The following is a 22,062-nucleotide window of genomic DNA, read 5'->3' as shown; positions in this document are numbered from 1 at the left end:
AGCTACTCCGGCGCTCAGGTGAAAGCCAGGCCGCAGGCGGCGGCTAGGCAGGCCACCCACGCCACACACAAAACCGCTCGGCCCAGATCCACGGATCGAACCGGGCGGTTTGTGCTAGGTACGGGTGATGGTGCACATTCCCGCGCTCTTTCCTGCGCTGCCCGCAATTGTTCCGCAGCTCGGGAGAGGGTCACCCACCGGGTAGCGGTGCCACGCCCGGCAGGTACGGGAAGATCAACGTGGCGGGCTGCGGCTGGGTGACGCGCGGGGAGGAGGCGGCGCCCGGCTGCGAGCGCTCCGCCCGCCGGGAACGCCGCCGCATCCCAGTGTTCGCCACCCTGAGCATGGGTTGTGAGATAAAAGCGGGTGGTGAAGCGAGCTACCGCACCCCAAGGTAGCCGGATGGTACGCAGCGGGTTAATAATGCTCAGACCTTCCGCGTTATAGCGCAGCTCGGGGAGGAAAAAGAACGACCAAGCAGCTCCGGTTATCCCGGCGGCAAGGAAGAAGGCAACGGGGGCGGAGAAGGGCATAGCAACCCCGGCCGCAATAAAGATGAGAGGCGCGAGCCCGAGGGCGATGAGAAAGCCGCCCTTGACGATCTGGCCGCGCGAACGCAGGGTTACCTCGCCTCCTTGACGCTTGACACCGCCGGGCCCGGCCACCTCGCCGGACCGGGACGTTTCGGCCCCGCGGCCTGCCTCGCTCGCGCTCACAGTGCCACCGACCAGGCAATACCGCCGAACACCCCGAGCACCCCGGCCACCGCGAAGGCGAGCCGATCCCAGGCCCAGTGCCGTTCCACCCGGGGGTGCTCGCTGGGAGCACCGGTGGGAGCATAACGAGAGGCTACCGACTCAATGAACTTTCGCACCGGGAGTGTTGCCGTGGTGACCGTGTGGTCACCCGATTCGTGGACCGGAATGACGCGGCGGGTATCCGGGGTAGGGCGCCCGACGGTACCGAAAGCCCGGGCGTGGATGGCCGCTCCGTCCGTCGTCGTTATAACAAGACCGTACCCGGATTCGACCCCGCGCAGCCGCGGGAACGGAACCCGCAGATCGCGGAAAGTATTGCGTATCGTCACCCCGGAACCATCTACGTCCACGCTGGGCAAATAAAAGAGGGCGTAGCCGGCCAGGCACATGCCTGCCGCAAATACAGCCGCGGGAGGCAGATAGCCCCACCCGCCCTGCCACACCTGCATGACCAGAGCAATGATTCCGATAGCGCCGCACAGCCCGGCGGTGGGGGCGGCCGAGGCGCCGCGAAGACGATAACGTGCAGACATAAGTATATTTTCCCACGTTCACGGCCTGATTGCCGAAAGCTGCGGGCGGCGGTGGTGATTCTTGACATGGTGGCATATACAGTGCGGGCCAGGCGAGTAACATTGCCAGGGGTTTGCGCTCGCGCATCCCTCATATCACAACGCCGGCGCGGGCCGGCAGGGAAGTAGGTTATGGATAGTCGCAACGATCTTCGCAACGTTGCCATTGTGGCGCACGTTGATCACGGGAAAACTACGCTCGTGGACGCGCTCATGTGGCAGGCCGGGGCTTTCGGAGAGCGCGCCACCGTGGAAAAAACCGGGGAGCGCGTTATGGATTCGGGAGAACTGGAACGCGAAAAAGGTATTACCATCCTCGCGAAGAACACCGCGATCCATTACCGCGGGCCGGCCGCGGCCACAGCCGGTGCGCCTGAAGGCATCACTATTAATGTGATCGATACCCCCGGCCACGCCGATTTCGGCGGGGAAGTTGAACGCGGACTGTCCATGGTGGACGGTGTTATTTTGCTTGTCGATGCTTCCGAAGGCCCGCTTCCGCAAACTCGTTTCGTGCTGCGTAAAGCCCTCGAGGCCTCGCTGCCTGTCATTATTGTTATTAATAAGGTGGATCGCCCGGATGCGCGCATCGCCGAGGTGGAATCCGAAACTCAGGATCTCCTCCTTTCCCTCGCCTCCGACCTGGATCATCCCGACCCGGATATGCTTGATTCCCTGCTGGAAACCCCGGTTATTTACGCCTCGGCGAAAGCCGGGCGCGCCAGCCTCACCCGTCCCGCGGATGGCCAGCTACCTGAAAGCAGCGATCTGGAGCCGCTATTCGAGGCGATCGTCAACTATATTCCCGCCCCGCATTTTGAGGCGGATGCGCCGCTGGCCGCCCAGGTTACCAACCTGGATGCCTCGCCTTTCCTCGGGCGTATCGCCCTGCTGCGGATTTATTCGGGCACTATTAAGAAGGGCGCGACGGTTGCGTGGGTACGCGCTGATGGTACGACGTCGTCGGCCCATATCTCCGAACTGCTTCTTACCGAAGGTCTGGAACGTAAACCGGCCACCTCTGCCCGGGCTGGCGATATTGTGGCCATCGCGGGTATTCCCGAAATTACCATTGGTGATTCCCTGGTGGATCCGGAGGATCCGCGCCCGCTGCCGCCTATCCACGTGGATGACCCGGCCATTTCCATGACCATCGGAATTAATACCTCGCCGCTGGCCGGCACCGAAGGCAAGGGCCATAAGCTCACCGCGCGGCAGGTCAAGGACCGCCTCGATCAGGAGCTCGTGGGCAATGTGTCCATCCGGGTGCTCCCCACCGGGCGTCCCGATGCCTGGGAAGTGCAGGATCGCGGGGAATTGGCTCTGGCCATTCTGGTGGAGCAGATGCGCCGTGAAGGTTTCGAGCTGACGGTGGGTAAACCCCAGGTGGTTACCCGCACCATTGACGGGACGGTATGCGAGCCGATGCAGCGCACCACCATTGATGTTCCGGAAGAATACCTCGGCGCGGTCACCCAGCTTATGGCTGCCCGCAAGGGTCTCATGGAAACGATGGCGAATCACGGTACCGGTTGGGTGCGCATGGAATTTGTGGTGCCGGCACGCGGCATGATTGGATTCCGCTCCGCGTTCCTCACTCAAACTCGCGGTACCGGTATTGCCGCCTCGATTTCGGAAGGTTACGCTCCCTGGATGGGGGAGATTTCCTCGCGGGCCACCGGCTCCCTGGTCTCCGACCGGGCCGGGCAGGTCACCGCCTACGCTCTCCAGCGTCTGGAAGATCGCGGAACGTTCTTCGTCACCCCGGGCCAGGAAGTATACGAGGGCCAGGTCGTGGGCGAAAACCCGCGCGATGAGGACATGGACGTCAATGTGGTGCGCGCCAAGGAAATGACAAATATGCGCTCGGCCACCGCCGACGTGTTTGAGACCCTGCAAGCGCCGCGACGCCTTACCCTAGAAGAAGCTATGGAATTCGCTGCTGATGACGAATGCCTGGAAGTGACCCCGGAATCCGTGCGGGTGCGCAAAGTTGTGCTGAGCGCGGTGGAACGCGGCAAGATCGCCGGGCGGAAGAAGCGCGCAAAGAAGTAGCGCCCGCCCAGACAAGGAGTGAGATGAGGAGGAACCGCACCCCGCGCCCAAGCGGGCGTCCGGTCGTGCCGAGGGTCGCGCTGCGGAGGGTCGCAAAGCTCGCCACCGGCCTGCTGCTCGGGGCTTTCGCCGGGGCACTGGCCGCGGTTACCCACGCGGGGATGGCGGGGATTCCCGGTCTGGCCACCGATATTGTGTGGGTCGGCCCGCTCCTCGCCACGCTGCTCGTTGCCAGTGGTGCATCTTTTGCTCGCGATTGGCTAGGATCATGGTGCTGGGCTGGATTCTGGCTGGGTGAAGTGGCCCTCACCTTCTGGGCTTTTGCCGCTCCCGGCTACGGGGACATCGTGGCTTTCCACGGGGTGGCCGCGAATCTCTGGCTTGTTCTCGCTCCGCTCGCCGGGGCATTCCCGCTTCTCGGCGCCCTGGCGCGCCGCCGGCATTCCGCGCCCCCGGGCCCACACCCGGAAACTGACCAGGATCAACCACAGGAGGATGCATGCGACCTGAGCACACGCCGCTAAGCTTCGATACCGGCGAATTCCGGCAGGTGGAAGCTACCCGCAAGCTGCGTTGGCCCTGGATTGTTTCCGCGGTTATCGCGATCCTTCTTCTCGCCTACGTGGGTTATGCCTGGTACAGCGCCGACCGCGTGGCGCGGGGCACCACGGTGGCCGGCATTGAGATCGGCGGGATGAATACCGCCACCGCTACCGAACACCTCGGTGGTGAGGTTGCCGCGCGGGTGGCTCGCCCGGTTGAGGTGGTTGTGGAGGGCGCCAGTGTGACCGTGAACCCGGGCGATTACTCCCTGGGCGTGGACGCGGCGGCCACGGTGGAGAGCCTGACCGGTTTCACCCTCAACCCCGTGGAGATTTTCCATCGCCTCACCGGCAAGGGCGAGGTCGCCCCGAAGGTCACCGTAGACGACGCCGCACTATCCGCCCAGGTGGATACGATTCGTAACGCCACCGGCGCGGAAGCGCGTAACGCTACCCTCGTGATGGAAGGTACGACGGCGCAGCTCAGCCCGGCGCAAGCCGGGCGCGCCGTCGATGCGGAGGCCACCCGCGCAGCTCTGATTGAACAGCCGTTGCGCGGCCAGGAACGTATCGAACTGGAAGCGGTGCCTTCCGAACCCGCCATTAGCACCGAAGCCGCCGAAAAGGCACGCACGGAACTGGCCGGCCCGCTGGTGTCCGGCGACCTCACCGCGAAGGTGGGGGACCGGGTCGTGAACCTCAGTCCGCAAACTCTGGCGCAGGCGGCATCTTTCGTGCCCGAAGGCGCGGCGCTCCAGCTCAAGCTGGAGGGTAAGGTGCTGGGCGATGCGGTGCGGGCCGCCGCCCCGGATCTGCTCAAACCGGGGGTGGATGCTCGTATTGAGATCGTGGACCACACCACGCCCACGATTATCCCCTCCCAGGACGGCGTGGGTATTGACGACGCCGCGCTCGCCACCGGCGCTCAGGTTGCCGCGCTGCGTACCGCTGCCGCTGAGCGTCTCGTGGAACTGAGCCCGGCACCAATTCCGGCCGCTTTCAGCACCGCGGACGCGGAAAAGCTCGGGGTCAAGGAAGTGGTTTCCGAAATTTCCACCCCGCTTACCAGCGATTCGGTGCGTACCACCAATTTGCGGGTGGGAACCCGGAAAGTCACCGATACCCTGGTCAAACCGAATGAGACGTTCTCCCTGGAAGCGGCGCTCGGTCCTATTGAGTACTCGGAAGGCTTTGTTTCTTCCGGGGTGGTCATGAACGGTTTCAATAATGAGGCCCTGGGTGGGGGGCTCTCCCAGCTGGCGACGAATGTTTTTAATATCGGCTACCTGGCCGGCTACGAAGATGTGGAGCACCGCCCCCACACCAAGCATTTTTCCCGCTATCCCATGGGCCGCGAATCCACCCTGTGGTCTGGCTCCATTGACGTGAAGTGGAAGAACACCACCCCCTACGGTGCGGTCATCGACACCTACCTGGAGGGTGGCTACGTGGTCACGAAGCTCTGGTCCACGAAGTATTACGATGTCGAAACCTGGACCTCGGAACCGCGCAATTACCGCCAGCCTGTTATGACGGAAGGTAAAGGGCCGGATTGTGAACCCCAGGGCTTGGGAGATCCCGGATTTACCGTGACCGTATCTCGCACCGTGAAATTGGGAGATAAGGTCGTTGAGGATTCCTCCTACGACTGGACCTACCAGCCCGATCATGGCCGCACCTGCCCGAAGCCGGAGCCGGCCACCCCGCCCGCACCCGCTCCGCAGCCCGAAGGCGCTCCCGCACCAGCTCCAGCCCCCGCACCCGGTCACTAGATTTGGTGCTGGGCGTGAGCTCGGATTACGGTAGAGGAGGAGGTGACACCGGTGGCTTATGTCATTACTTTGCCGTGCGTCGATACGAAAGATCGGGCGTGCGTGGACGAATGCCCGGTGGATTGCATTTACGAAGGGGACCGTACCCTCTACATTCACCCGGACGAATGTGTGGATTGCGGGGCCTGTGAACCGGCCTGCCCGGTGGAAGCCATCTATTACGAGGATGATGTTCCCGAAGAATGGTCAGTGTTCACCGCCGTCAATGCGGAATTCTTCTCTGAATTGGGTTCCCCGGGCGGGGCGCAAAGCCTGGGGCCCACCGGCACCGACCACCCCTATGTGGCCGGCCTGCCGGCGAACGTCAATGATGAGTCCTAGCGCGCGCCGTCGTTCCGCTCTAGGTGCCCCCATCTAATTGGAAGCGCCGTCGCTCCAATCAAGGGTGGTGCGGGCCAGCTCGCGCACCTGCGGCCAGGTGGCCGCGAAGGAAGGAAGCAGCGGGTAGGAGGCAACATCCTCCACGTTCACCCAGCGCAACTCCATGGATTCGCCGTCGGCCACCGCCTCGATACCGTCGCGGCAGCGCGCCACGAAACTGGTATAGGACCAATCCACGTGCATGGTGACGAGCTCCCCGCCGCGGCGTAGATCCGTGGGCGCCAGCGCGGTCTCCTCGGTGAATTCTCGCAGTGCACCCTCCCAGGGTTCCTCGTCCCATTCGCGTGCGCCACCCGGGAAAGCCCAGGTGGCACCGCCGTGGCTCCAGGGGGAGCGATGTTGGAGCAGGATCTGGATATGCCCGGCGTGGCGCCGGAAAGCCGCGATCCCGGCCGCCCCGTTCATCCCCCAATGGCGTTTGCCGCAACCGCACAGGAGGAAACCATCCGCACCGTGATGGACCGTGCCGTGGTGGCTATCGGCCAAGAAACGCTGCGCGGCTTCCGGAAGCACCCCGAGGGCAGGGCGGGCAGGTTTCGCCCAGAATTGGGTGAAGGACAGGCCCAGGTGCTCCACCAGGGAACGCAGCAGCGGCAGGGAAATCCCCACCACCCCGTGGTAATCACCCTCGAGGCGGTCAATAAAGGGGCCACCCAGGCCGTCCGCGGTAAAGGAACCGGCCACTTCCAGGGGCTCCCCGGTGGCGATATACGCCTCGATCTCCGCCGCGCTCAGGTGCGCGAAAGTGACCGTGGCCCGGGAAATCCCGGCCAGGGAACGCCCGGAAGGTGCGTGAACCAGGCAGTGCCCGGTGTGGAGAATTCCGGAATTGCCGGACATGCGGGCCAGGCGTTCGCGGGCCACTTCCGGAGAATGCGGCTTCCCGTAAACCTCGCCCTCGAATTCGAACATGGAATCGCAGCCCACCACAAAATCGGCCCCCTGAGCCGGCCCGGGAGTGGCGGCCACATCGCGGGCTTTGGCCGCGGCCAGCGCGAGCACCCCCTGGGAGGGACCCCCGTGCACCCGCGCGAGCAGCGCATCTTCATCCACGTGCGAGACCTGCACCAGCGGATCCACGCCCGCGGCCCGCAAGGTGGCCAGGCGGGCCGGAGACTGGCTGGCAAGAGCCAAGGTCAGGGAGGGCAGCGCGGGCGTATGCGTTGCAGGTGTGTGCCCGGCGGAGGTGTGCCCCGCGGGCGTGCGCCCAGCCGCGGGCGTATGCGCCGCGCCGCCCCCATCATGAGTCATCGGCATAGGAAGGACCGGCCTAGCGCGAAAGCTCGCTGCGCAGCACGTCCAGGCCCACCCCGCCCAGGCGCAGGGCCTTCATATGCCAGGCCTTGAGGTCGAAGCCGGCACCCGCGCGGGACCGGGCTTCTTCACGCAGTTCCTTCCAGATCCGCGCACCCACCTTATAGGCGCTGGCCTGCCCGGGCCAGCCGAGGTAGCGGTCCAGCTCGTAGGAAAGGAAGGACTGTTCCATGGCCACATTTGCGCGCAGGAAACGCCAGGCGGCATCGTGATCCCAGGCGCCGGTGCCGAACTGCCCGCCGGCCACCTTCCCGGCATCCTTACCCAGATGCACGCCCATATCCACCACGATGCGGGCCGCGCGCAGCCGCTCGGAATCGAGCACGCCCATGCGGTCACCCGGATCCTCGTGGAAACCGAGCTCGGCCATGAGGGCTTCGGCGTAGAGCGCCCAGCCTTCCCCGTGCCCGGAAACCCAATAAGCCTGGCGGCGCCACGCATTGAGCTGATCCTTGAGGTAGACGGCCAAGCCCAGCTGGAGATGATGACCCGGCACCCCTTCGTGGTAGACCGTGGTCTTTTCCTGCCAGGTGTGGAATTCCGTGACGCCTTCCGGCACGGACCACCACATGCGGCCCGGCCGGGAAAAATCATCGGACGGGCCGGTGTAGTAGATACCGCCCGAATTCGAGGGCGCGATCATGCATTCGATGGTGCGCATCGCCTCGGGAATATCGAAATACTGCGTAGCAGCGGCCATGGCATCATCGGCGGTGTGCTGCATCCAGGAGCGCAATTCCTCCACGCCGTGCAGGGTGTAGCGTTCTTCCTGATCGAGGCGGGTGAGGGCCTCGTTCACGCTCACGCCCTCCCCGTACAGCTCGCGTGCAATGGCTTGCTGTTCCGCGTCGATTCGCTCCAGTTCGTGGATACCCCACTCGTATGTTTCATCCAGATCGACGACGGCGCCCAGGAATTCGCGCGAATGCAGCGCGTAACGATCCCGGCCCACCGCATCATTTTCGGTAGCCCCCGGGAGGAGACCCCGCAGTGTTTCGGCCAGCTCCCCGTAGGCCGCGCGGGCCCGGGCAGCGCCCTTCTCCAAAGCATCGGCAAGTTCCGGGGCTGTGGCCGCCCCGCGCTGGGCCAGCCCGGCGAAACTACCAGAATCAGAGGCGGCACCGAGGGCCTGCTCCAGGCAGCGCTCCACCTGCCGGGCCGCGAAAACGGGGCCGGACGCGGCCCGCTGCGCCAGGGATTCCCGATAGCCGGCCAGGGCCCGCGGCACATCGTTCAGGCGCGCCGCGATGGTTTCCCAATCGGAAGTGCTGTCCTGGGGCATCACGTCAAAAACATCGCGAATCCCCTGGAGCGGGGATTCAATAACATTGAGCTTGCCGACTTCTTCGCCGGCTTCATACAGCTCAATTTCCAGGCCGAGGCGATCGCGCAGGCCGGCGGCGGTCACCCGATCCGTGGCGTCCTGCTCTTCAAGGTGATCCAGGGCGGCCAAGGTTTCCCGCACGTTATCGATATGCGCGGCAATCCCGGCGGGGGAGTAATCATCAAGCTTGGTTTCTGGGGCACCGGGCAGGCCGGTGAACGTCACCGTTTCGGGTGAGGTGTCGAGGACGCGCTGGAAATAGCGGTCCGCGAGGGCATCAATATCTGTGTGTTCTCGTTTATTCTCCACTGCTCCAGAATAGCCCGCGGCTACCCTCCACTCCACTCCCAGCAAAATCCCTGGATGAAAACATGGACGTGAGTGTCAAGGATGACTAGTATACTGTGATGGAAGGCACTTTATTTATGGCCGGCGGTTGGCGCTCCCTGTTCTCCTCACCTGAGGCGGCGCCGCGCCGGTGGTGAACAGCTAAGGGAAGGGGCTAGTGTGGCTGAGCAATTCGCTAGCGCGCCGCGCCCCTCACCCTATCCCGAAAAATTGCGCGAAGTGGGCGATGGTGGTGCGCGTAAACATTCCGGTATCGGCCCGGCCATGAGCCCGGATCTCATCGCTTACCTCCTCGGGGGTGGCGTCCAGCCCGCTGAAAGCGCGGAGCTCAGCGCGGATGATATGGCCCAGTTGCGGCGTAACACCGCTGCGGATTTGCCTCTTGGCCCGGAATCCGGAGTGCCCCGGCCCGGGCATGCCGCACGTATGGAAGCCCCGGTAGATCGTAATTTCGTGCCTAGCCGGGAAACAGCGGCCCGCACCTCGCAGCGCTCGCGGGCCTGCAGCCCCGCGCCTGATAGCCGGCGGCCGGGCAGCGCTCAGGCGCCAGAATCTGCCGCGCCAGCGGTACCGGCGTCGTACCACTACGCACCCCCGCGTCAGCCGCAGGCTTCGGCGGATACAGAACCTACCACTTTCTCTGCCTATATGGAGCATCTTGAAGGCGGGCTACCGCGCTATACCTTGCGCCAGGCCGCGGAGCTTACCAATATGGACACGGAAGGCGTGCGGCGTTTTTGGCTGGCGCTCGGTTTCCCCACCATCGTGGATGAAGATAATGAACGCGTTTTTACGGACGGGGATATTACCGCGATGCGGGCGATGGCGGAATCGCTCGGGGAATCCCCGCTGACGGAATCGGCCCTTACATCGCTGCTGCGCGCCAGTGCCCACAATGTGGATCGCATGCTGCAATGGCATGTGGAAACCTTGCTTGAACTGGCCGAAACTACGGGTGGGCTCGGGCCGGTGGATGCGCGGCGCTGGGTGCTTGATCATTTCGCGGATATCGAAGAGTTTTTGCGGCGTACCGCAGCGTATACCTGGTCGCGGCAGGCCGCCGCGCTGCTGCGCCATACCGAGGCGGAAATCGCCCATATTAATGAGGATGACGCCATCCCGCAGATTCCGCGCGCGGTGGGTTTTATCGATATTGTGTCCTTCACGAACCGGACCGAGCGGATGACCTCGCGTCAGTTCATGGAATTTATTGAGCGTTTTGATTACACCTGTCGCGCCGTTATTACCGGTGGGGGTGGGCGCGTGGTTAAATCCATGGGCGATGCTTTCCTCTTTATTGCGGACGATATCGTTACGGGTGCGGATATTGTGTGCGATGTGACCCAAGCCCTGCGCGATACCCCGGAGATTCCGGCGGTGCGGGCCTCCCTCACCTGGGGGCCGGTACTGGGGCGTTTCGGTGATGTTTTCGGGCCATCGGTGAATATGGCCTCCCGGCTGGCAGATGTGGCCTCCCCGGGTACGGTTCTTACCTCGCGTCCGGTGGCGACCGCGCTCAAAGCGGTAGGGGAGAATCGCTTCACCACGATCTCAGTGGGAACCCCTACCCTCCAGGGACTAGGTGCCACCGAGGTGCTGGAGCTGCGTCGCATCCGTGCGCATTAAGAACGGGTGCTTTCGCGTGTATCGAGAAAGCCGCTCCGGGGCTGGCCTACGCCCGTTTCACGCCCCGGGGCACAGGCCCTGAGTGAAAAAAGAAAATAGCTTAGACTTTCAGTGTGACTACTTTGCTTCTTGTTGAGGATGATGCCGCTATTTCCGGACCGCTGGCCCGCGCGCTCGGGCGGGAAGGGTACACCGTGAACCTGGTTGCTACCGGGCGGGATGCGCTGGACCAGCTCACCAACGGGGTCGATATTATGGTCCTGGACCTCGGTCTGCCGGATATGGATGGCCTCGAGGTAGCGCGGCAGGCTCGCGGGGAGGGCTATACTTTCCCCATTCTCATTCTTACCGCACGCACCGAAGAAGTGGATATGGTGGTGGGCTTGGATAGCGGGGCGGATGATTACGTCACGAAGCCTTTCCGGCTCGCGGAGCTGCTGGCTCGGGTGCGGGCGTTGCTGCGGCGTACCGAGCAGGGCAATGACCATCTCAATGCCCAAGATATTTCGGTGGATACCGGGGCGCGCCGGGCGCTACGCGAGGGAGTGGAGCTGCCACTCACCGCTAAAGAATTTGATTTGCTTACCGCGCTGATTCGCAGGGCGGGGGATGCCGTGTCACGTGAGCTGCTGCTCAGTGAAGTGTGGGGGGATGAAAACGGTTCCTCCTCGAAGAAACTTGATATGCATATTTCGTGGTTGCGCCGTAAATTGGGCGACGACGTTGACAGTCCTCGCTATATCTCCACGGTGCGGGGACTGGGCTTCCGTTTCGAGACTCACTAAGAAGAACCGATGCGCGCACGTTCTTTGCGGATGACGATCCGCACCGCGCTGGCGGCTATTTTACTGGTCGGGATTCCCGCGCTGGTGATGGGCGGGGTGACGATCCCGCGCAATGCCCTTGATGAGGGGCGGGCCCGGCGGGATATGGTGCTCTTCTTAGGGGCGGAAATCCTGGCGATTATCGTAGCTATTTTGGTGGCGGTGGGGATCGCCATGCGGGTCTCGCGCCGCATTTCCGCGCCGCTTATCTACCTGGCTGCCGCTGCCGAACAGCTGGGAGCGGGAACCACCCGCCCGCAAATGGCGCCCTCGGGAATTGAAGAAATTGACCTGGTTTTTGAGGAGATCGCGCGCGCCGCGGATCGCATGGCCGGCAGGCTTTCCGCTGAACGACAATTCGCGGCCGATGCCTCCCACCAGCTACGCACTCCGCTCACCTCGCTATCCATGCGTCTGGAGGAAATCCAGTACCTCAGCAAGGATCCGGACGTTAAAGAAGAAGCTACGCGTTGCCTGGAACAGGTGGAACGCCTGACCGGGGTGGTGACCGATCTGCTTCACGCCTCGCGTGCTCAGGAAAGTGCCACGGAGGCGGTGGCGTTGCAACCCATTTTTGCCCAGCAGGGTGTGGAGTGGGAGCGGGCTTTCGCGGCGGCAGGCCGGAAAGTGGTCTTCACGGTGGGCGAGCACGGCCCGGTGCTCTCTGATCCCGGGGCGCTCTCCCAAATCATTGCCACGTGCGTGGAAAACTCGCTGAAATACGGGGCAGGGACGACGGCGGTTACCTCGCGCCCAGCCGGCCGGGGCGTCATTATCGATATTAGTGACGAGGGAGAGGGAGTCGCTCCCGAATTCGTGGAAGCTATTTTCACCCAGGGATTTTCCCTGGGCGGGTCCACCGGATTCGGCCTGCCGCTCGCCCGCCAACTAGCCGAACGCAATGGCGGGCGGCTGGAATTATCCCAGGCGCGGCCTCCTGTTTTTTCGGTGGTCCTTGCCGCGCTCCCGGCTGCTCTTGACCCGGCGAAGGTTTTCCCCGCGGGTGGCGAAATTTCGGTGGGTGCCCGCAGACGGCGCTTCTAACAAAGGCGTGCTGCGGAGGAAAACGCCACCGGGCTCCTCGGCCGCCGGATAACGGCGCTATTCGCGCACCCGGAACACCACGTAGCGGTAGAGCACGTAGCGGCAGGCGGTGCCCAAAATCAACCCCACCACATTGGAAGAAATATTATCGGCCAGCTGGGAACGCATATCCAGCACGTAGCGGGAGAACCACAAGCAGCCCAGCTCAATCGCCATGCCACACAGATTCACCGCCACGAATTGCAGAAACTCTCGCATTTTCTCCGCGGAGCGTTGGCTGCGGAACGTCCACAAGCGGTTAGCCACCCAGGAGAAAATCACGGACAGCGTGACGGATATGACTTTCGCCGTCATGGATTGGTCCCCCGGCAGCCGCACCAGTCCGGTGTGAGCCAGCAGATTAAAAATACCCACATTGACGATATAGGCACCCAGCCCCACCGTGCAGAACTGCAGGAATTCCACGAGCCACTGCCGGAAGCTCTGCCCTTTGAGTAAACGGCGCAGCAATTTCTCCACCCGGGCGCGGCTGGAGGAACGAGGTTCTGGTGTTGGTTCTGGTACTGGGGCAGTCATCGCGCTGAGACTATCACGCTTTAGAAACTGGGAAGCATATCAGCCGGAGTCAGGTTCCCCTCGCGCATTTTCCGGAAGAATTCCGGGGTACGCTGCGGATCGAGGAGCACATTAGACTGCCCATTGGCACGGTAATCAAGATCGGCGATGGGGGGAACTCCGGCCAGACCTCCTTCGCCCAGCACGCTCCCGAGCGCCAGCCCGGCCCGTCCCACGTTGTACAGCGACGTATCGCGATCTACCGTGAGGATGGAGCCGGCGGTGCCGACCATGCGCCGCTGCAGCGGGAAATCCACCAGCGTTGCCGGGGTCTTGAGCTTGCCGATCAGGGACGACACCACCTGGCGCTGCCGGTTGGTACGCCCGAGATCACCCAGCGGATCAGATTTGCGCATTCGCGCGAAAGCGAGGGCCTGAGCGCCATTCGTTTCGTGGCAGCCAGCTTCCCAGACCATGCCCGAGTCCGCGTCGTCTACGTCGTCGTCGTAACACAGGCGCACCCCGCCGGCCGCGTCCACAATCTGCTGCACCCCGGCCATGGAAATCTGGATATAGTGATCCACGGTCATCCCGGAAAGTTCCTCCACCGTTTCTACCAGGAGCCGCGGCCCGCCCAAAGCGAAGGAAGAATTGAGCTTCTGTTCGCCCTCCCCTGGAACATTCACGTAGGAATCACGCGGGAGGGAGACCAGCGCGGGTGCCCCGGATTCGGGAACGTGGAGCAACATAATGGTATCCGCGCGCTCACCCTCGGTCGGGTCATCAATCCCGTCCGCTTCGCGCACATCCGAACCCACAATCAGGTACGTGGTGCCGCTTGTTGCCGCGGCCCCGCTCAGCGCATCCATTCGGGTCAGCTTGGAATTGCCGTAAAAGAACAGATAGGTGGGCCAGGCCACCGCAAGAATAAGAAGAAGAACGACGACGCCAGCAACCCAGCGCCACGGATGGCGGCGCCGGGTGCGCCCGGCAGGTGCACCCATCCCGGGCATATCCGGTACCGGATGACGATCAGCCCCGCTATGCGGGTAGGGGGCAGCCGGCGCGGCCTGCGCGGCGGGGCGGACGGCCGGGTAGGACGCTGCGGGCGGGTAGGAAGGTGCCTGCTCGAAGGATTTTGCCGGAGGAGCGGATGCCACCTGGCGTTGCGGAGCAAAGCTCGGGGGCTGCACGGGTGCGGGCCGGCGCGGAGCCCCGGCGGCGCGGGTAGAGCCGGGAATATCAGCGAATTGTTCGCGCGCTTCGGGTGGCGTAGCGCGGCCCCGTCCCACCGGCTGCGCGCCCTGCGAGGAGGGGCGCGGAAGCCTGCGCTTGGGTGGGAACGACGGTGGTGGGGTAGCCCCATGGAAACGGTTCATACTCAGGGAATCGCATTCTCTCGGGTGCATACGGGCGCTGATTCGGCGGTTCGGGCGGTTGTGGGAGCCTGAGAGGCCGGCGTGTCGCTATCCGGCTCCGGTGCTGCGGGTGTGCTTTCGGATGAGGTGGCGGCTTCGGTATCACCAGTGGTGGTGGATTCCGCGGCGCTCGAAGCTCCCTCAGCGTCACTGCCGGTGCTGGGTATGCCGCTAGCGGCGGTACTGGGAAGAGCATCCGGGCTGCCTTCCGGTGGCAAGCCAACGAAAACGCCGTCGGCATTCTTCTCCGCACGTACTGGAACGTCGCGGCGTAGTGCCTCCCACACGTAATCGGCGGAATCGGTGGCGACCACGCGGTTACCAGCCCAGGCGAAAGGCATGGTCCAGAAGCGGATATTGGCCGGATCGAGGGAGCGCAGCGAATTTGCCAGGCCCACAATATTGCTGATGGAGCCGATCTCCTGGGAGGTTTGCAGGGACTGGGTCGCGGCGTCGAGCAGGCGCATGAGGCGGCCGAAATCGGTGAGGAGATTGGAGCGCAGGGCCTCGGCTGCCACCGCGCTCACCAATTCGTGCTGGCGGCCGATACGGGAAATATCCGAGCCGTCTCCCACGCTGTAGCGGGCCCGAGCCAGGGCCAGGGCCTGCGTGCCGTTGAGGAGGCGGCAGCCGGAAGTAATATCGAGGCCGGCGCGCTCGTCGTACAGATCATCCGCGAAGTACATGGGAACCCCGCCCAGGGCATCCACGGTGGAAATAAAGGAAGCAAAATCCACCACGATATAACCGTTGAAAGTAATGCCGGTCATCTTGTGGAGAGTGGTCATGGTGCAGGCCGCCGCGCTGGCCACGTCCCCGTACTGGCCGCCAATGGCGAAAGCGGAGTTGAACATGGTTTCGGGAGCGGGGCGGGTGGTAACCGTTTCCGAACCACCGGAAGAAGTGCGGATCGTGCAGGAAGGAATATCCACGAGGGTGTCGCGGGGCACGGACACAATATCCACGCGGCTGCGATCCGCGCTGATATGCATGATCATGGTGGTATCCGCGCGCATCCCCCCGACTTCGCCAGACTCTCCGGCGTTATCAATATCGGAATCCCCGCTGCGTACATCCGAACCAAGAATGAGGATATTGAGCGGGCGGCCCGCGGAAGGATCCACCGGCTCCGCCGCGGCGGCGGAGGGAACCAGATCATCAATATCGGCCCGGGTGATATTCCCCTGGTAGCGCGCCCACGCGGACCACAGTGCCGTCCCGAAAGTCAGGAGGAGCGCGAGCAGCACAAGCAGCACGACCCGCCACCACGAAGAGGTGCGGCGGCCCCCGATCAGATGCGCCGCGGCGCGTGAGTTTTTTGCCACTACCTCATCATAGGGGTTCGGGTGCGTCGCCCGCTGGAAGAAGCGCCGCACTGCGGTGTTAAGCACGGTGGCGCGGGCGGGAGGCGCGTGGCTCGGCTAGGCTAGGACCATGCGCATTCGTGTCATCACCGTGGCTTTCAATCCCGGGGCGGAACTGGAAGCTTTTCTCGCCTCCCTCCCGGCGGCCCTGCATGAGGCCTACGAATGCGTCATTGTGGATAACGGTTCGGAGCACGCCGAAGTGGATCGGGTGGCCCGCGCCCACGGGGCCCGGGTGGTGCGCACCGGGGAAAATATCGGTTACGGGCGGGCCGCCAACCGCGGAGCCCAGGGTTTCACCGGCGAATGGCTGGCGGTGGCCAATCCCGATGTGGTCTTCACCCCCGGCTCCCTCGATGCGCTGGTGCGCGGGGCGGAAAGCTTCCCGCGGGCCGGCGCGCTCGGCCCGCTTATCCGTACTCCCGAAGGGGAGATTTACCCCTCGGCCCGTCAATTTCCGCGGATCGTTTCCGGGGTGGGGCACGCGCTACTCGGGAATATGTGGCCGAATAATCCCTTCTCCCGTTCCTACCGCTCCAATGCGGACGTCACCCGGGCTCACCCGGTGGACTGGCTTTCCGGCGCCTGCCTGCTGCTGCGGCGGGAGGCCTTCGAAGCCGTGGGTGGTTTCGATGATTCCTATTTCATGTTCTTCGAGGATGTGGCCCTGGGGGAGGCCCTGGCCCGGGCGAGCTGGCAATCGATTTTCCTGCCCGAAGCGGAAGTTATCCACTCCCAGGGGGCCTCCTGGAAAGACCAGCCGGCCGCCATGCTGCGCGAACATCACCGCAGCGCAGCGCACTATATTGATAGCGTCTACGCGCGCCCCTGGCAGGCGCCGCTGCGCTGGGCAATCCGGGGTGGGCTCGCGCTGCGGGCGCAGCTGCACGTGCGGGCAGCGCGCGCGGCGCGTCGTCGCTCTCACTAACTAAAACGTATTAAAATCAAGCCGGAGCTACGAGTGTCCGCGAGGCGGCTCCGCACCGTGCCCGGTGGCCTCAAGTGAATTACACCGATGTATTTTTATGAGGTTAAAGTAAATCGGAGTTAAGGGTGTGAAAGTTGGGACTTTTGCCGTAAGGTAAGTCTGGAAGCTGCCCGTATGAGTCCCCATCGTGGCGGACAGCGTGAACCGGAGGGAAAAATGACCAAACGTCGCGGTCTTGTTCTAGGAACCGTGCTGGCGCTCGCGAGTGCGGGCCTTGCCGTCCCGATTGTGGGCTACGCTTTCGCTGAGAACGATGATGCACAGGGTAGTATTGTTATTCCGCTCACCACGGAAGCGGGAGCCTTGACCACTACCGCCACCGCGCAGCTGGAGGAAACCGTGGAGAGCGCACTCGGTTCTGGCAAGGAAGCCGAGCCGCGCGAAGCGGCGCAACCCACCGAGGAAGCCGAAGCTACCCCGGAAGCGAGTGCCGCGCGCGCGGGCGGCGTCGTATCGCATGCGGTACGCACCAACGTGCTGCGCGCAGAAAATAGAGATGCAGAAAACGCGGACGCAGAAAAGGGAGCCACGGCGGGCACGGAGGCGGGAAACACCGTAACCGGTGGTGAACTGGCCGATAACTACGCCGTCTTCACCAGCCCGGTGCGGGTGGACGAACCCTTCGCGGTAGCGGGGCTGACCTGGAACCGCGGGGAGAGCCTCCCCGAGGGTGCCTCCATCGAAATGCGCACCCTGGACGGAGAACAGTGGTCAGACTGGTACGAAGTGGGTGAGGAATCCCAAACCGAGCGCGAACGGCCCGGAACGGAATACAACGTTTCAGGGGAGTCCACCGGGATTCAGGTGCGTATCACCCAGGGCGAGGGCCCGCTGCCGGCCGGCCTGCGCATCGATATTGCCTATACCGCTGAGGGTGATACCGTCGAGGTGGAGGAGGCCGAAACTGCGCCGATTCTGCCCGAACGCGGCACCGAAACCGATCCGGTGGTCAATCCCGAAGAGGGCGAAGAAGAAATTCCGGCCGTGGGTGCGTCGCTTTCCGCCGCACGCGCCGGGGGCACCCTCGAGCAGGGCAGCGTGGTTGCGAACGGCCTGCTGCCCACCTCCCGCGATTGGACCAACCGCATCGGCACCCGCGGGATCCATACCCGGGCCGATTGGGGTGCGGATCGTTCCCTCATGACCTGGCCGGTGGAATACGCACCCTTCCAGGGGATGGTTATCCATCACACCGCCGGCTCGAATAATTACAGCCAGGCCGGGGTGCCGAACGTTATCCGCGGAATTTACGCTTTCCATGCCGTCACCCGCGATTGGGGCGATATTGGTTATAACGTGATCGTCGATAAATACGGCGGGAAGTGGGAAGGTCGCTACGGCACGCTGCAATCCCAGGACGGCACCATGGCCATTGGTGCGCACGCCGCCGGGCGTAATACCGGCACGATGGGCGTCTCCGTGCTCGGCACATTTACCGCGGATCACCGCCCCTCGCAAACTATTCTCAACACCCTCGCGGATGTGGCCGGCTGGAAATTCGCGCTCGCGGGCCTGGATCCGCGCGGCACCACCTCGCTGACCATCCCGCAGCGCAATAATTCGGCGCGTTACCGTTCCGGTGAAGCTATGCCGCGTATTGTGGGGCACCGCGATGTGGGCAACACTTCCTGCCCGGGCACGATCTACGATTCCATCGGTTCCATTCGTGAGAACGCCTACCGTATCTATACGCAATTGCGTTCCGGTGGTGGTACGACGACGCAGCCCGCGCCGCGCCCCACCCAGCCACCGGCACCGCGCCCGCCCGCCCCGCCAGCTCCCGCGCCGAGCAACCCGCGGCCCTCCTCCCGCGTGGCGCCTTTCCCGCCGCGCTTCTTCCTCGCTAATGGCTGGGGACGCACCGCCGATATTGTGATGGACTACGGCCTGCGCGGCGATGAAATCCTCACCGGCGACTGGAACGGCGACGGGCGCGATACCCTGGCGATTCGCCGCTCCAATATTTTCCACGTGCGCGATAACCTCACCTCCGGGGTTGCCACCCGGGTCTTTAGCTTCGGGCGCGCCGGCGATGAAGTCTATGTGGGCGATTGGAACGGGGACGGCGTGGACACCTTCGCGGTGCGGCGCGGCAACCTGCTCCTCGTGCGCAATTCCCTCACGTCCGGCCCGGCCGATGCGGTTTACTGCTTCGGTAACCCGGGGGATACCTGGCTGGTGGGCGATTGGAACGGGGATGGCGTGGACACCCTGGCGGTGCGGCGCGGCAATGTCTTTGTCTTTACGGATAACCTTGCCACCAGCGCAGTTTCCGCGGAAATGGCCTACGGGAACCCGGGTGACGAGGTGCTCGCCGCGAAGATTGAGCCCCAACGCTCCACCCTCGTGGTGCGCCGCGGGAATGTATACGTGGTGCGCGGTCCGCTCAGCGGCCCGGAAGTAGTAGAAGATGTTACGTACGGGCGCCACAGCGATATGGTCATTTTCGGTGATTGGGATGGCCAGGGGGGCCAGACCCTCGGGGTGGTGCGCTCGCGGTAAAGCGAGAGCACCAGCCTTACAAGGTACGGGCCGGGGAAACTTCGCTGCGACGCGAGTATCCCCGGCCCGTTACGTATAAGTACGTAGATGCAGTGCGCGCTGTGCCCGAGCGCGCTAGTCCCGCCCGAAAATATCGCGGGTGAGCACCGGCGTGGAGGTTTCCGGCATGGTGCCGTCCAGGCGATTCGTGATGATCACGTCCGCGCGATCCTGGAATTCCTCCCAGGAATCCAGAACCGGAATATCCCCGAGGGCGCCCGGCACCAGTGCCGGATCGTAAACGAGCACTCCCACACCGCGCGCGTGCAACTGCGCCGCGAGGCTCAGAGCGGCCGAAGCCCGGTGATTATCCGAACCTGATTTCATCGCGACCTTATAGATGCCCACCGTGGTGTAGCCGGCCGAGGCGAGGCGGCTAGCGAGGAATTCAATTCGGGTGTCATTGGATTCCACGATCGCGGACATGAGATTTTCGGGCACGCCCTGGAAGTCCGCGCGTAATTCCTTGGTGTCCTTGGGCAGGCAGTAGCCGCCGTAACCGAAAGAGGGATTATTGTAATGATCCCCGATGCGCGGATCCAGACCCACTCCGCGGATAATCTCCGCGGCGTTGAGGCCGCGCGCCAGCGCGAAAGAATCAAGCTCATTGAAATATGCGACCCGCATAGCCAGATAGGTATTGGAGAAGAGCTTGATCGCTTCGGCTTCCCGGGTTCCCACCTGGATAATCGGGACGTCGCGCGCCTCGGCTCCCTCGCTTAGCAACTGGGCAAAGTGGGCGGCTGCGGCGTCGTCGCCCGAAACAACAATGCGGGACGGGTTGAGATTATCTTGCAGCGCTTTACCTTCGCGCAAAAACTCCGGGGAAAAGACGATGCGGAGTTGCGGGAAGGTTTCTTGCATCCGCGCGGTAAAACCGATGGGGATAGTGGATTTAATAACGACGACGGCGCTGGGATTCGCCTCAGCTACCTGCGCGATTGCACTCTCCACCGAGGCCGTATCGAAGGCATTGGTCTCCGTATCGTAATCGGTGGGGGTGGCGATAACGGCGTAGTCAGCACCCGCCAGGGCCGCAATATTTGAGGTGGTAGCACGCAGCGAAAGAGGCTTGGTAGCGAGGAACTCTTCGATTCTGGCATCCTGGATCGGGGAGGTGCGGGCGTTAATCGCATCCACTTTCGCGGGATTCAGATCCGATCCGACAACATCGTGGTGTTGGGCAAGAAGGACGGCGTTGGCCAAGCCCACGTAGCCCAGCCCGATCACAGCAATCTGCATGATGCTCCTAGCTCTTGGGTTGCGTACAGTATAGCCGGCCTGCCGCGCCCGGGCCGGTGGGACACGGAGAAACGCGCGGGTAGGCTTCCACGAATAGCGCTGCCCCGCTCGCGCTCCGGGGCACTCACGGTGCCAAGCGGAGAATGATGCGAGCGGGGCAGCGGCACAGACGGCGCTTTAGTGGCCGGTCTTGGCGTACTTAGCCTCCACGGCTTCCTTCTGCGGGCGCCACCACTCTTCATTGGCCTTGTACCATTCCACGGTGTCATGCAGACCCGCGGCGAAGTCCTTGAACTTCGGCTGCCAGCCGGTTTCTTCCACCAGCTTGGAGTTATCGATGGCGTAGCGCTGATCGTGACCGGGGCGGTCATTCACATGATCGAAATCATCGGGTTCGCGACCGAATTCCTGGAGAATCATCTTGACGACCTCGAGGTTATTCTTTTCGCCATCCGCGCCGATGAGGTAGGTTTCCCCGATCCGGCCCTTGTTGATGATCTCCCACACGGCCACATTGTGATCGCGCACGTGGATCCAATCGCGCACCTGGAGGCCGGTGCCGTAGATACGCGGGCGGATACCATCCAGAAGGTTGGTGACGGTACGCGGAATGAATTTCTCCACGTGCTGGTAGGGGCCGTAGTTATTCGAGCAATTGGAAATGGTGGCTTCCACCCCGAAGGAACGCACCCAGGCACGCACCAGCAGATCTGAGCCGGCCTTGGAAGCCGAATACGGGGAGGAAGCGATATAGGGATCGCCATCCTGGAAGCGGCGCGGTTCGTCAATCTCCAGGTCCCCGTACACTTCGTCGGTAGAAATATGGTGGAGGCGCACGCCGTGGCGCCGTACTGCTTCCAGAATCGTGTAGGTGCCCACCAGGTTGGAGCGGATGAAGGGGGAGGGATCAACGAGAGAATTATCGTTGTGGGATTCCGCCGCGAAATTCACCACCAGATCGCAGTCCTTGACCAGGGGATCAACGGTATCCATATCCGCAATATCGCCCTGGACCAGGGTGACGCGGTCCAGGCCCTCAATGGACTTGGGATTACCCGCGTACGTGAGTTTATCCAGGACGACAACTTCGGCATCCGGATAATCCTCAACGGTTTGGTGAACGAAATTCGCGCCAATAAATCCGGCACCGCCGGTAACCAGGACACGCATATTATTCCTTTCGTGGGTCAGTTCGTGGCTAATTCTACCCGGAACTACAGGGTAAAGAGTGAGCACACCCTTCTTAATTGGAGTACGTCAGAGGCGATCTCCACTATTGTGCCCCCTGTAGGGTTTAGGCTGGAACTATCGTCCACGCATCGCGGCCTGGGCCC

General features: G+C 63.3%; 18 protein-coding genes. 9 read left to right on the top strand and 9 right to left on the bottom strand.

From position 1 onward, the window contains the following. Positions 1 to 14: 14 nt before the first annotated feature. Together QP828_RS00875 and QP828_RS00870 are read right to left on the bottom strand one after the other, a co-directional pair. Positions 15 to 716, bottom strand: a complete 702-nt coding sequence (locus QP828_RS00875) for a hypothetical protein (RefSeq protein ID WP_284891035.1) — start codon at positions 714 to 716, stop codon at positions 15 to 17. Continuing rightward, positions 713 to 1,291 carry a PH domain-containing protein gene (locus QP828_RS00870; protein WP_284891034.1) on the bottom strand — a complete coding sequence of 193 codons (579 nt, stop codon included), beginning with the start codon at positions 1,289 to 1,291 and terminating at the stop codon, positions 713 to 715. Before QP828_RS00870 ends, QP828_RS00875 begins: the two co-directional genes overlap by 4 nt. A 171-nt stretch (positions 1,292 to 1,462) precedes the next feature. Between QP828_RS00870 and typA the strand changes: the two genes are divergently transcribed. The 4 genes from typA to fdxA are packed head-to-tail and all read left to right on the top strand — an operon-like array spanning position 1,463 to position 6,080. Next, positions 1,463 to 3,385: a translational GTPase TypA gene (gene typA, locus QP828_RS00865; RefSeq protein WP_284891033.1), complete on the top strand. Its 1,923-nt coding sequence runs from the start codon at positions 1,463 to 1,465 to the stop codon at positions 3,383 to 3,385. A gap of 23 nt (positions 3,386 to 3,408) precedes the next feature. Further along, positions 3,409 to 3,909 carry a hypothetical protein gene (locus tag QP828_RS00860; RefSeq protein ID WP_284891032.1) on the top strand — a complete coding sequence of 167 codons (501 nt, stop codon included), beginning with the start codon at positions 3,409 to 3,411 and terminating at the stop codon, positions 3,907 to 3,909. Beyond that, the gene (locus tag QP828_RS00855) at positions 3,885 to 5,699 is read left to right on the top strand and encodes a VanW family protein (protein WP_284891031.1); all 1,815 of its coding nucleotides are present in this window, start codon (positions 3,885 to 3,887) and stop codon (positions 5,697 to 5,699) included. Before QP828_RS00860 ends, QP828_RS00855 begins: the two co-directional genes overlap by 25 nt. A gap of 51 nt (positions 5,700 to 5,750) precedes the next feature. Continuing rightward, positions 5,751 to 6,080: a ferredoxin gene (gene fdxA / locus QP828_RS00850; protein ID WP_016443178.1), complete on the top strand. Its 330-nt coding sequence runs from the start codon at positions 5,751 to 5,753 to the stop codon at positions 6,078 to 6,080. Positions 6,081 to 6,113: 33 nt separating this feature from the next. Here the strand turns inward: fdxA and QP828_RS00845 are convergent, their stop codons facing one another. Together QP828_RS00845 and QP828_RS00840 are read right to left on the bottom strand one after the other, a co-directional pair. Then, positions 6,114 to 7,391, bottom strand: a complete 1,278-nt coding sequence (locus tag QP828_RS00845) for a Maf family nucleotide pyrophosphatase (protein WP_284891030.1) — start codon at positions 7,389 to 7,391, stop codon at positions 6,114 to 6,116. A 19-nt stretch (positions 7,392 to 7,410) separates the two neighbouring features. Then, on the bottom strand, positions 7,411 to 9,087 hold the full coding sequence (locus QP828_RS00840) for a DUF885 domain-containing protein (RefSeq protein ID WP_284891029.1): 1,677 nt from the start codon (positions 9,085 to 9,087) through the stop codon (positions 7,411 to 7,413). Between the two features lie 198 nt (positions 9,088 to 9,285). Between QP828_RS00840 and QP828_RS00835 the strand changes: the two genes are divergently transcribed. The 3 genes from QP828_RS00835 (at position 9,286) to QP828_RS00825 (ending at position 12,620) form a co-directional block, all read left to right on the top strand. Further along, on the top strand, positions 9,286 to 10,752 hold the full coding sequence (locus tag QP828_RS00835) for a hypothetical protein (RefSeq protein ID WP_284891028.1): 1,467 nt from the start codon (positions 9,286 to 9,288) through the stop codon (positions 10,750 to 10,752). A gap of 113 nt (positions 10,753 to 10,865) precedes the next feature. Beyond that, positions 10,866 to 11,537, top strand: a complete 672-nt coding sequence (locus QP828_RS00830; protein ID WP_284891027.1) for a response regulator transcription factor — start codon at positions 10,866 to 10,868, stop codon at positions 11,535 to 11,537. 9 nt (positions 11,538 to 11,546) lie between these two features. Then, a complete protein-coding gene (locus QP828_RS00825; protein WP_016443173.1) occupies positions 11,547 to 12,620 on the top strand; it encodes a sensor histidine kinase in 1,074 nt (357 codons plus the stop codon). A 57-nt stretch (positions 12,621 to 12,677) separates the two neighbouring features. On the opposite strand, the gene QP828_RS00820 is transcribed toward QP828_RS00825, so the two are convergent. Genes QP828_RS00820 through QP828_RS00810 form a run of 3 tightly spaced genes read right to left on the bottom strand, consistent with a single transcriptional unit; the run spans position 12,678 to position 15,918 of the window. Further along, positions 12,678 to 13,196, bottom strand: coding sequence for a GtrA family protein (locus tag QP828_RS00820; protein WP_016443172.1), 519 nt, complete (start codon positions 13,194 to 13,196; stop codon positions 12,678 to 12,680). Between the two features lie 20 nt (positions 13,197 to 13,216). Continuing rightward, positions 13,217 to 14,554: an LCP family protein gene (locus QP828_RS00815; RefSeq protein WP_284891026.1), complete on the bottom strand. Its 1,338-nt coding sequence runs from the start codon at positions 14,552 to 14,554 to the stop codon at positions 13,217 to 13,219. Positions 14,555 to 14,556: 2 nt separating this feature from the next. Continuing rightward, positions 14,557 to 15,918 (bottom strand): LCP family protein, encoded by a 1,362-nt coding sequence (locus QP828_RS00810; protein WP_284891025.1) that lies wholly within the window; start codon positions 15,916 to 15,918, stop codon positions 14,557 to 14,559. 109 nt (positions 15,919 to 16,027) lie between these two features. Between QP828_RS00810 and QP828_RS00805 the strand changes: the two genes are divergently transcribed. Continuing rightward, entirely contained in the window at positions 16,028 to 16,885 is an 858-nt protein-coding gene (locus QP828_RS00805; RefSeq protein ID WP_284891024.1) for a glycosyltransferase family 2 protein, read from the top strand. Positions 16,886 to 17,101: 216 nt separating this feature from the next. Next, on the top strand, positions 17,102 to 19,447 hold the full coding sequence (locus tag QP828_RS00800) for an N-acetylmuramoyl-L-alanine amidase (protein ID WP_284891023.1): 2,346 nt from the start codon (positions 17,102 to 17,104) through the stop codon (positions 19,445 to 19,447). A 114-nt stretch (positions 19,448 to 19,561) separates the two neighbouring features. Here QP828_RS00800 and QP828_RS00795 read toward each other — a convergent pair whose 3' ends face one another. Then, positions 19,562 to 20,728 carry a nucleotide sugar dehydrogenase gene (locus QP828_RS00795; RefSeq protein WP_279057920.1) on the bottom strand — a complete coding sequence of 389 codons (1,167 nt, stop codon included), beginning with the start codon at positions 20,726 to 20,728 and terminating at the stop codon, positions 19,562 to 19,564. Positions 20,729 to 20,905: 177 nt separating this feature from the next. After that, a complete protein-coding gene (gene rfbB, locus QP828_RS00790) occupies positions 20,906 to 21,898 on the bottom strand; it encodes a dTDP-glucose 4,6-dehydratase (protein WP_016443166.1) in 993 nt (330 codons plus the stop codon). Positions 21,899 to 22,062: the final 164 nt, after the last annotated feature.

The organism is Actinotignum sanguinis (genome assembly GCF_030230305.1).
GTDB classification, from domain to species: Bacteria; Actinomycetota; Actinomycetes; order Actinomycetales; family Actinomycetaceae; genus Actinotignum; species Actinotignum sanguinis.
Note: the sequence above shows the minus strand (reverse complement) of the source record. Positions and strands in the feature narration are given on the sequence as shown.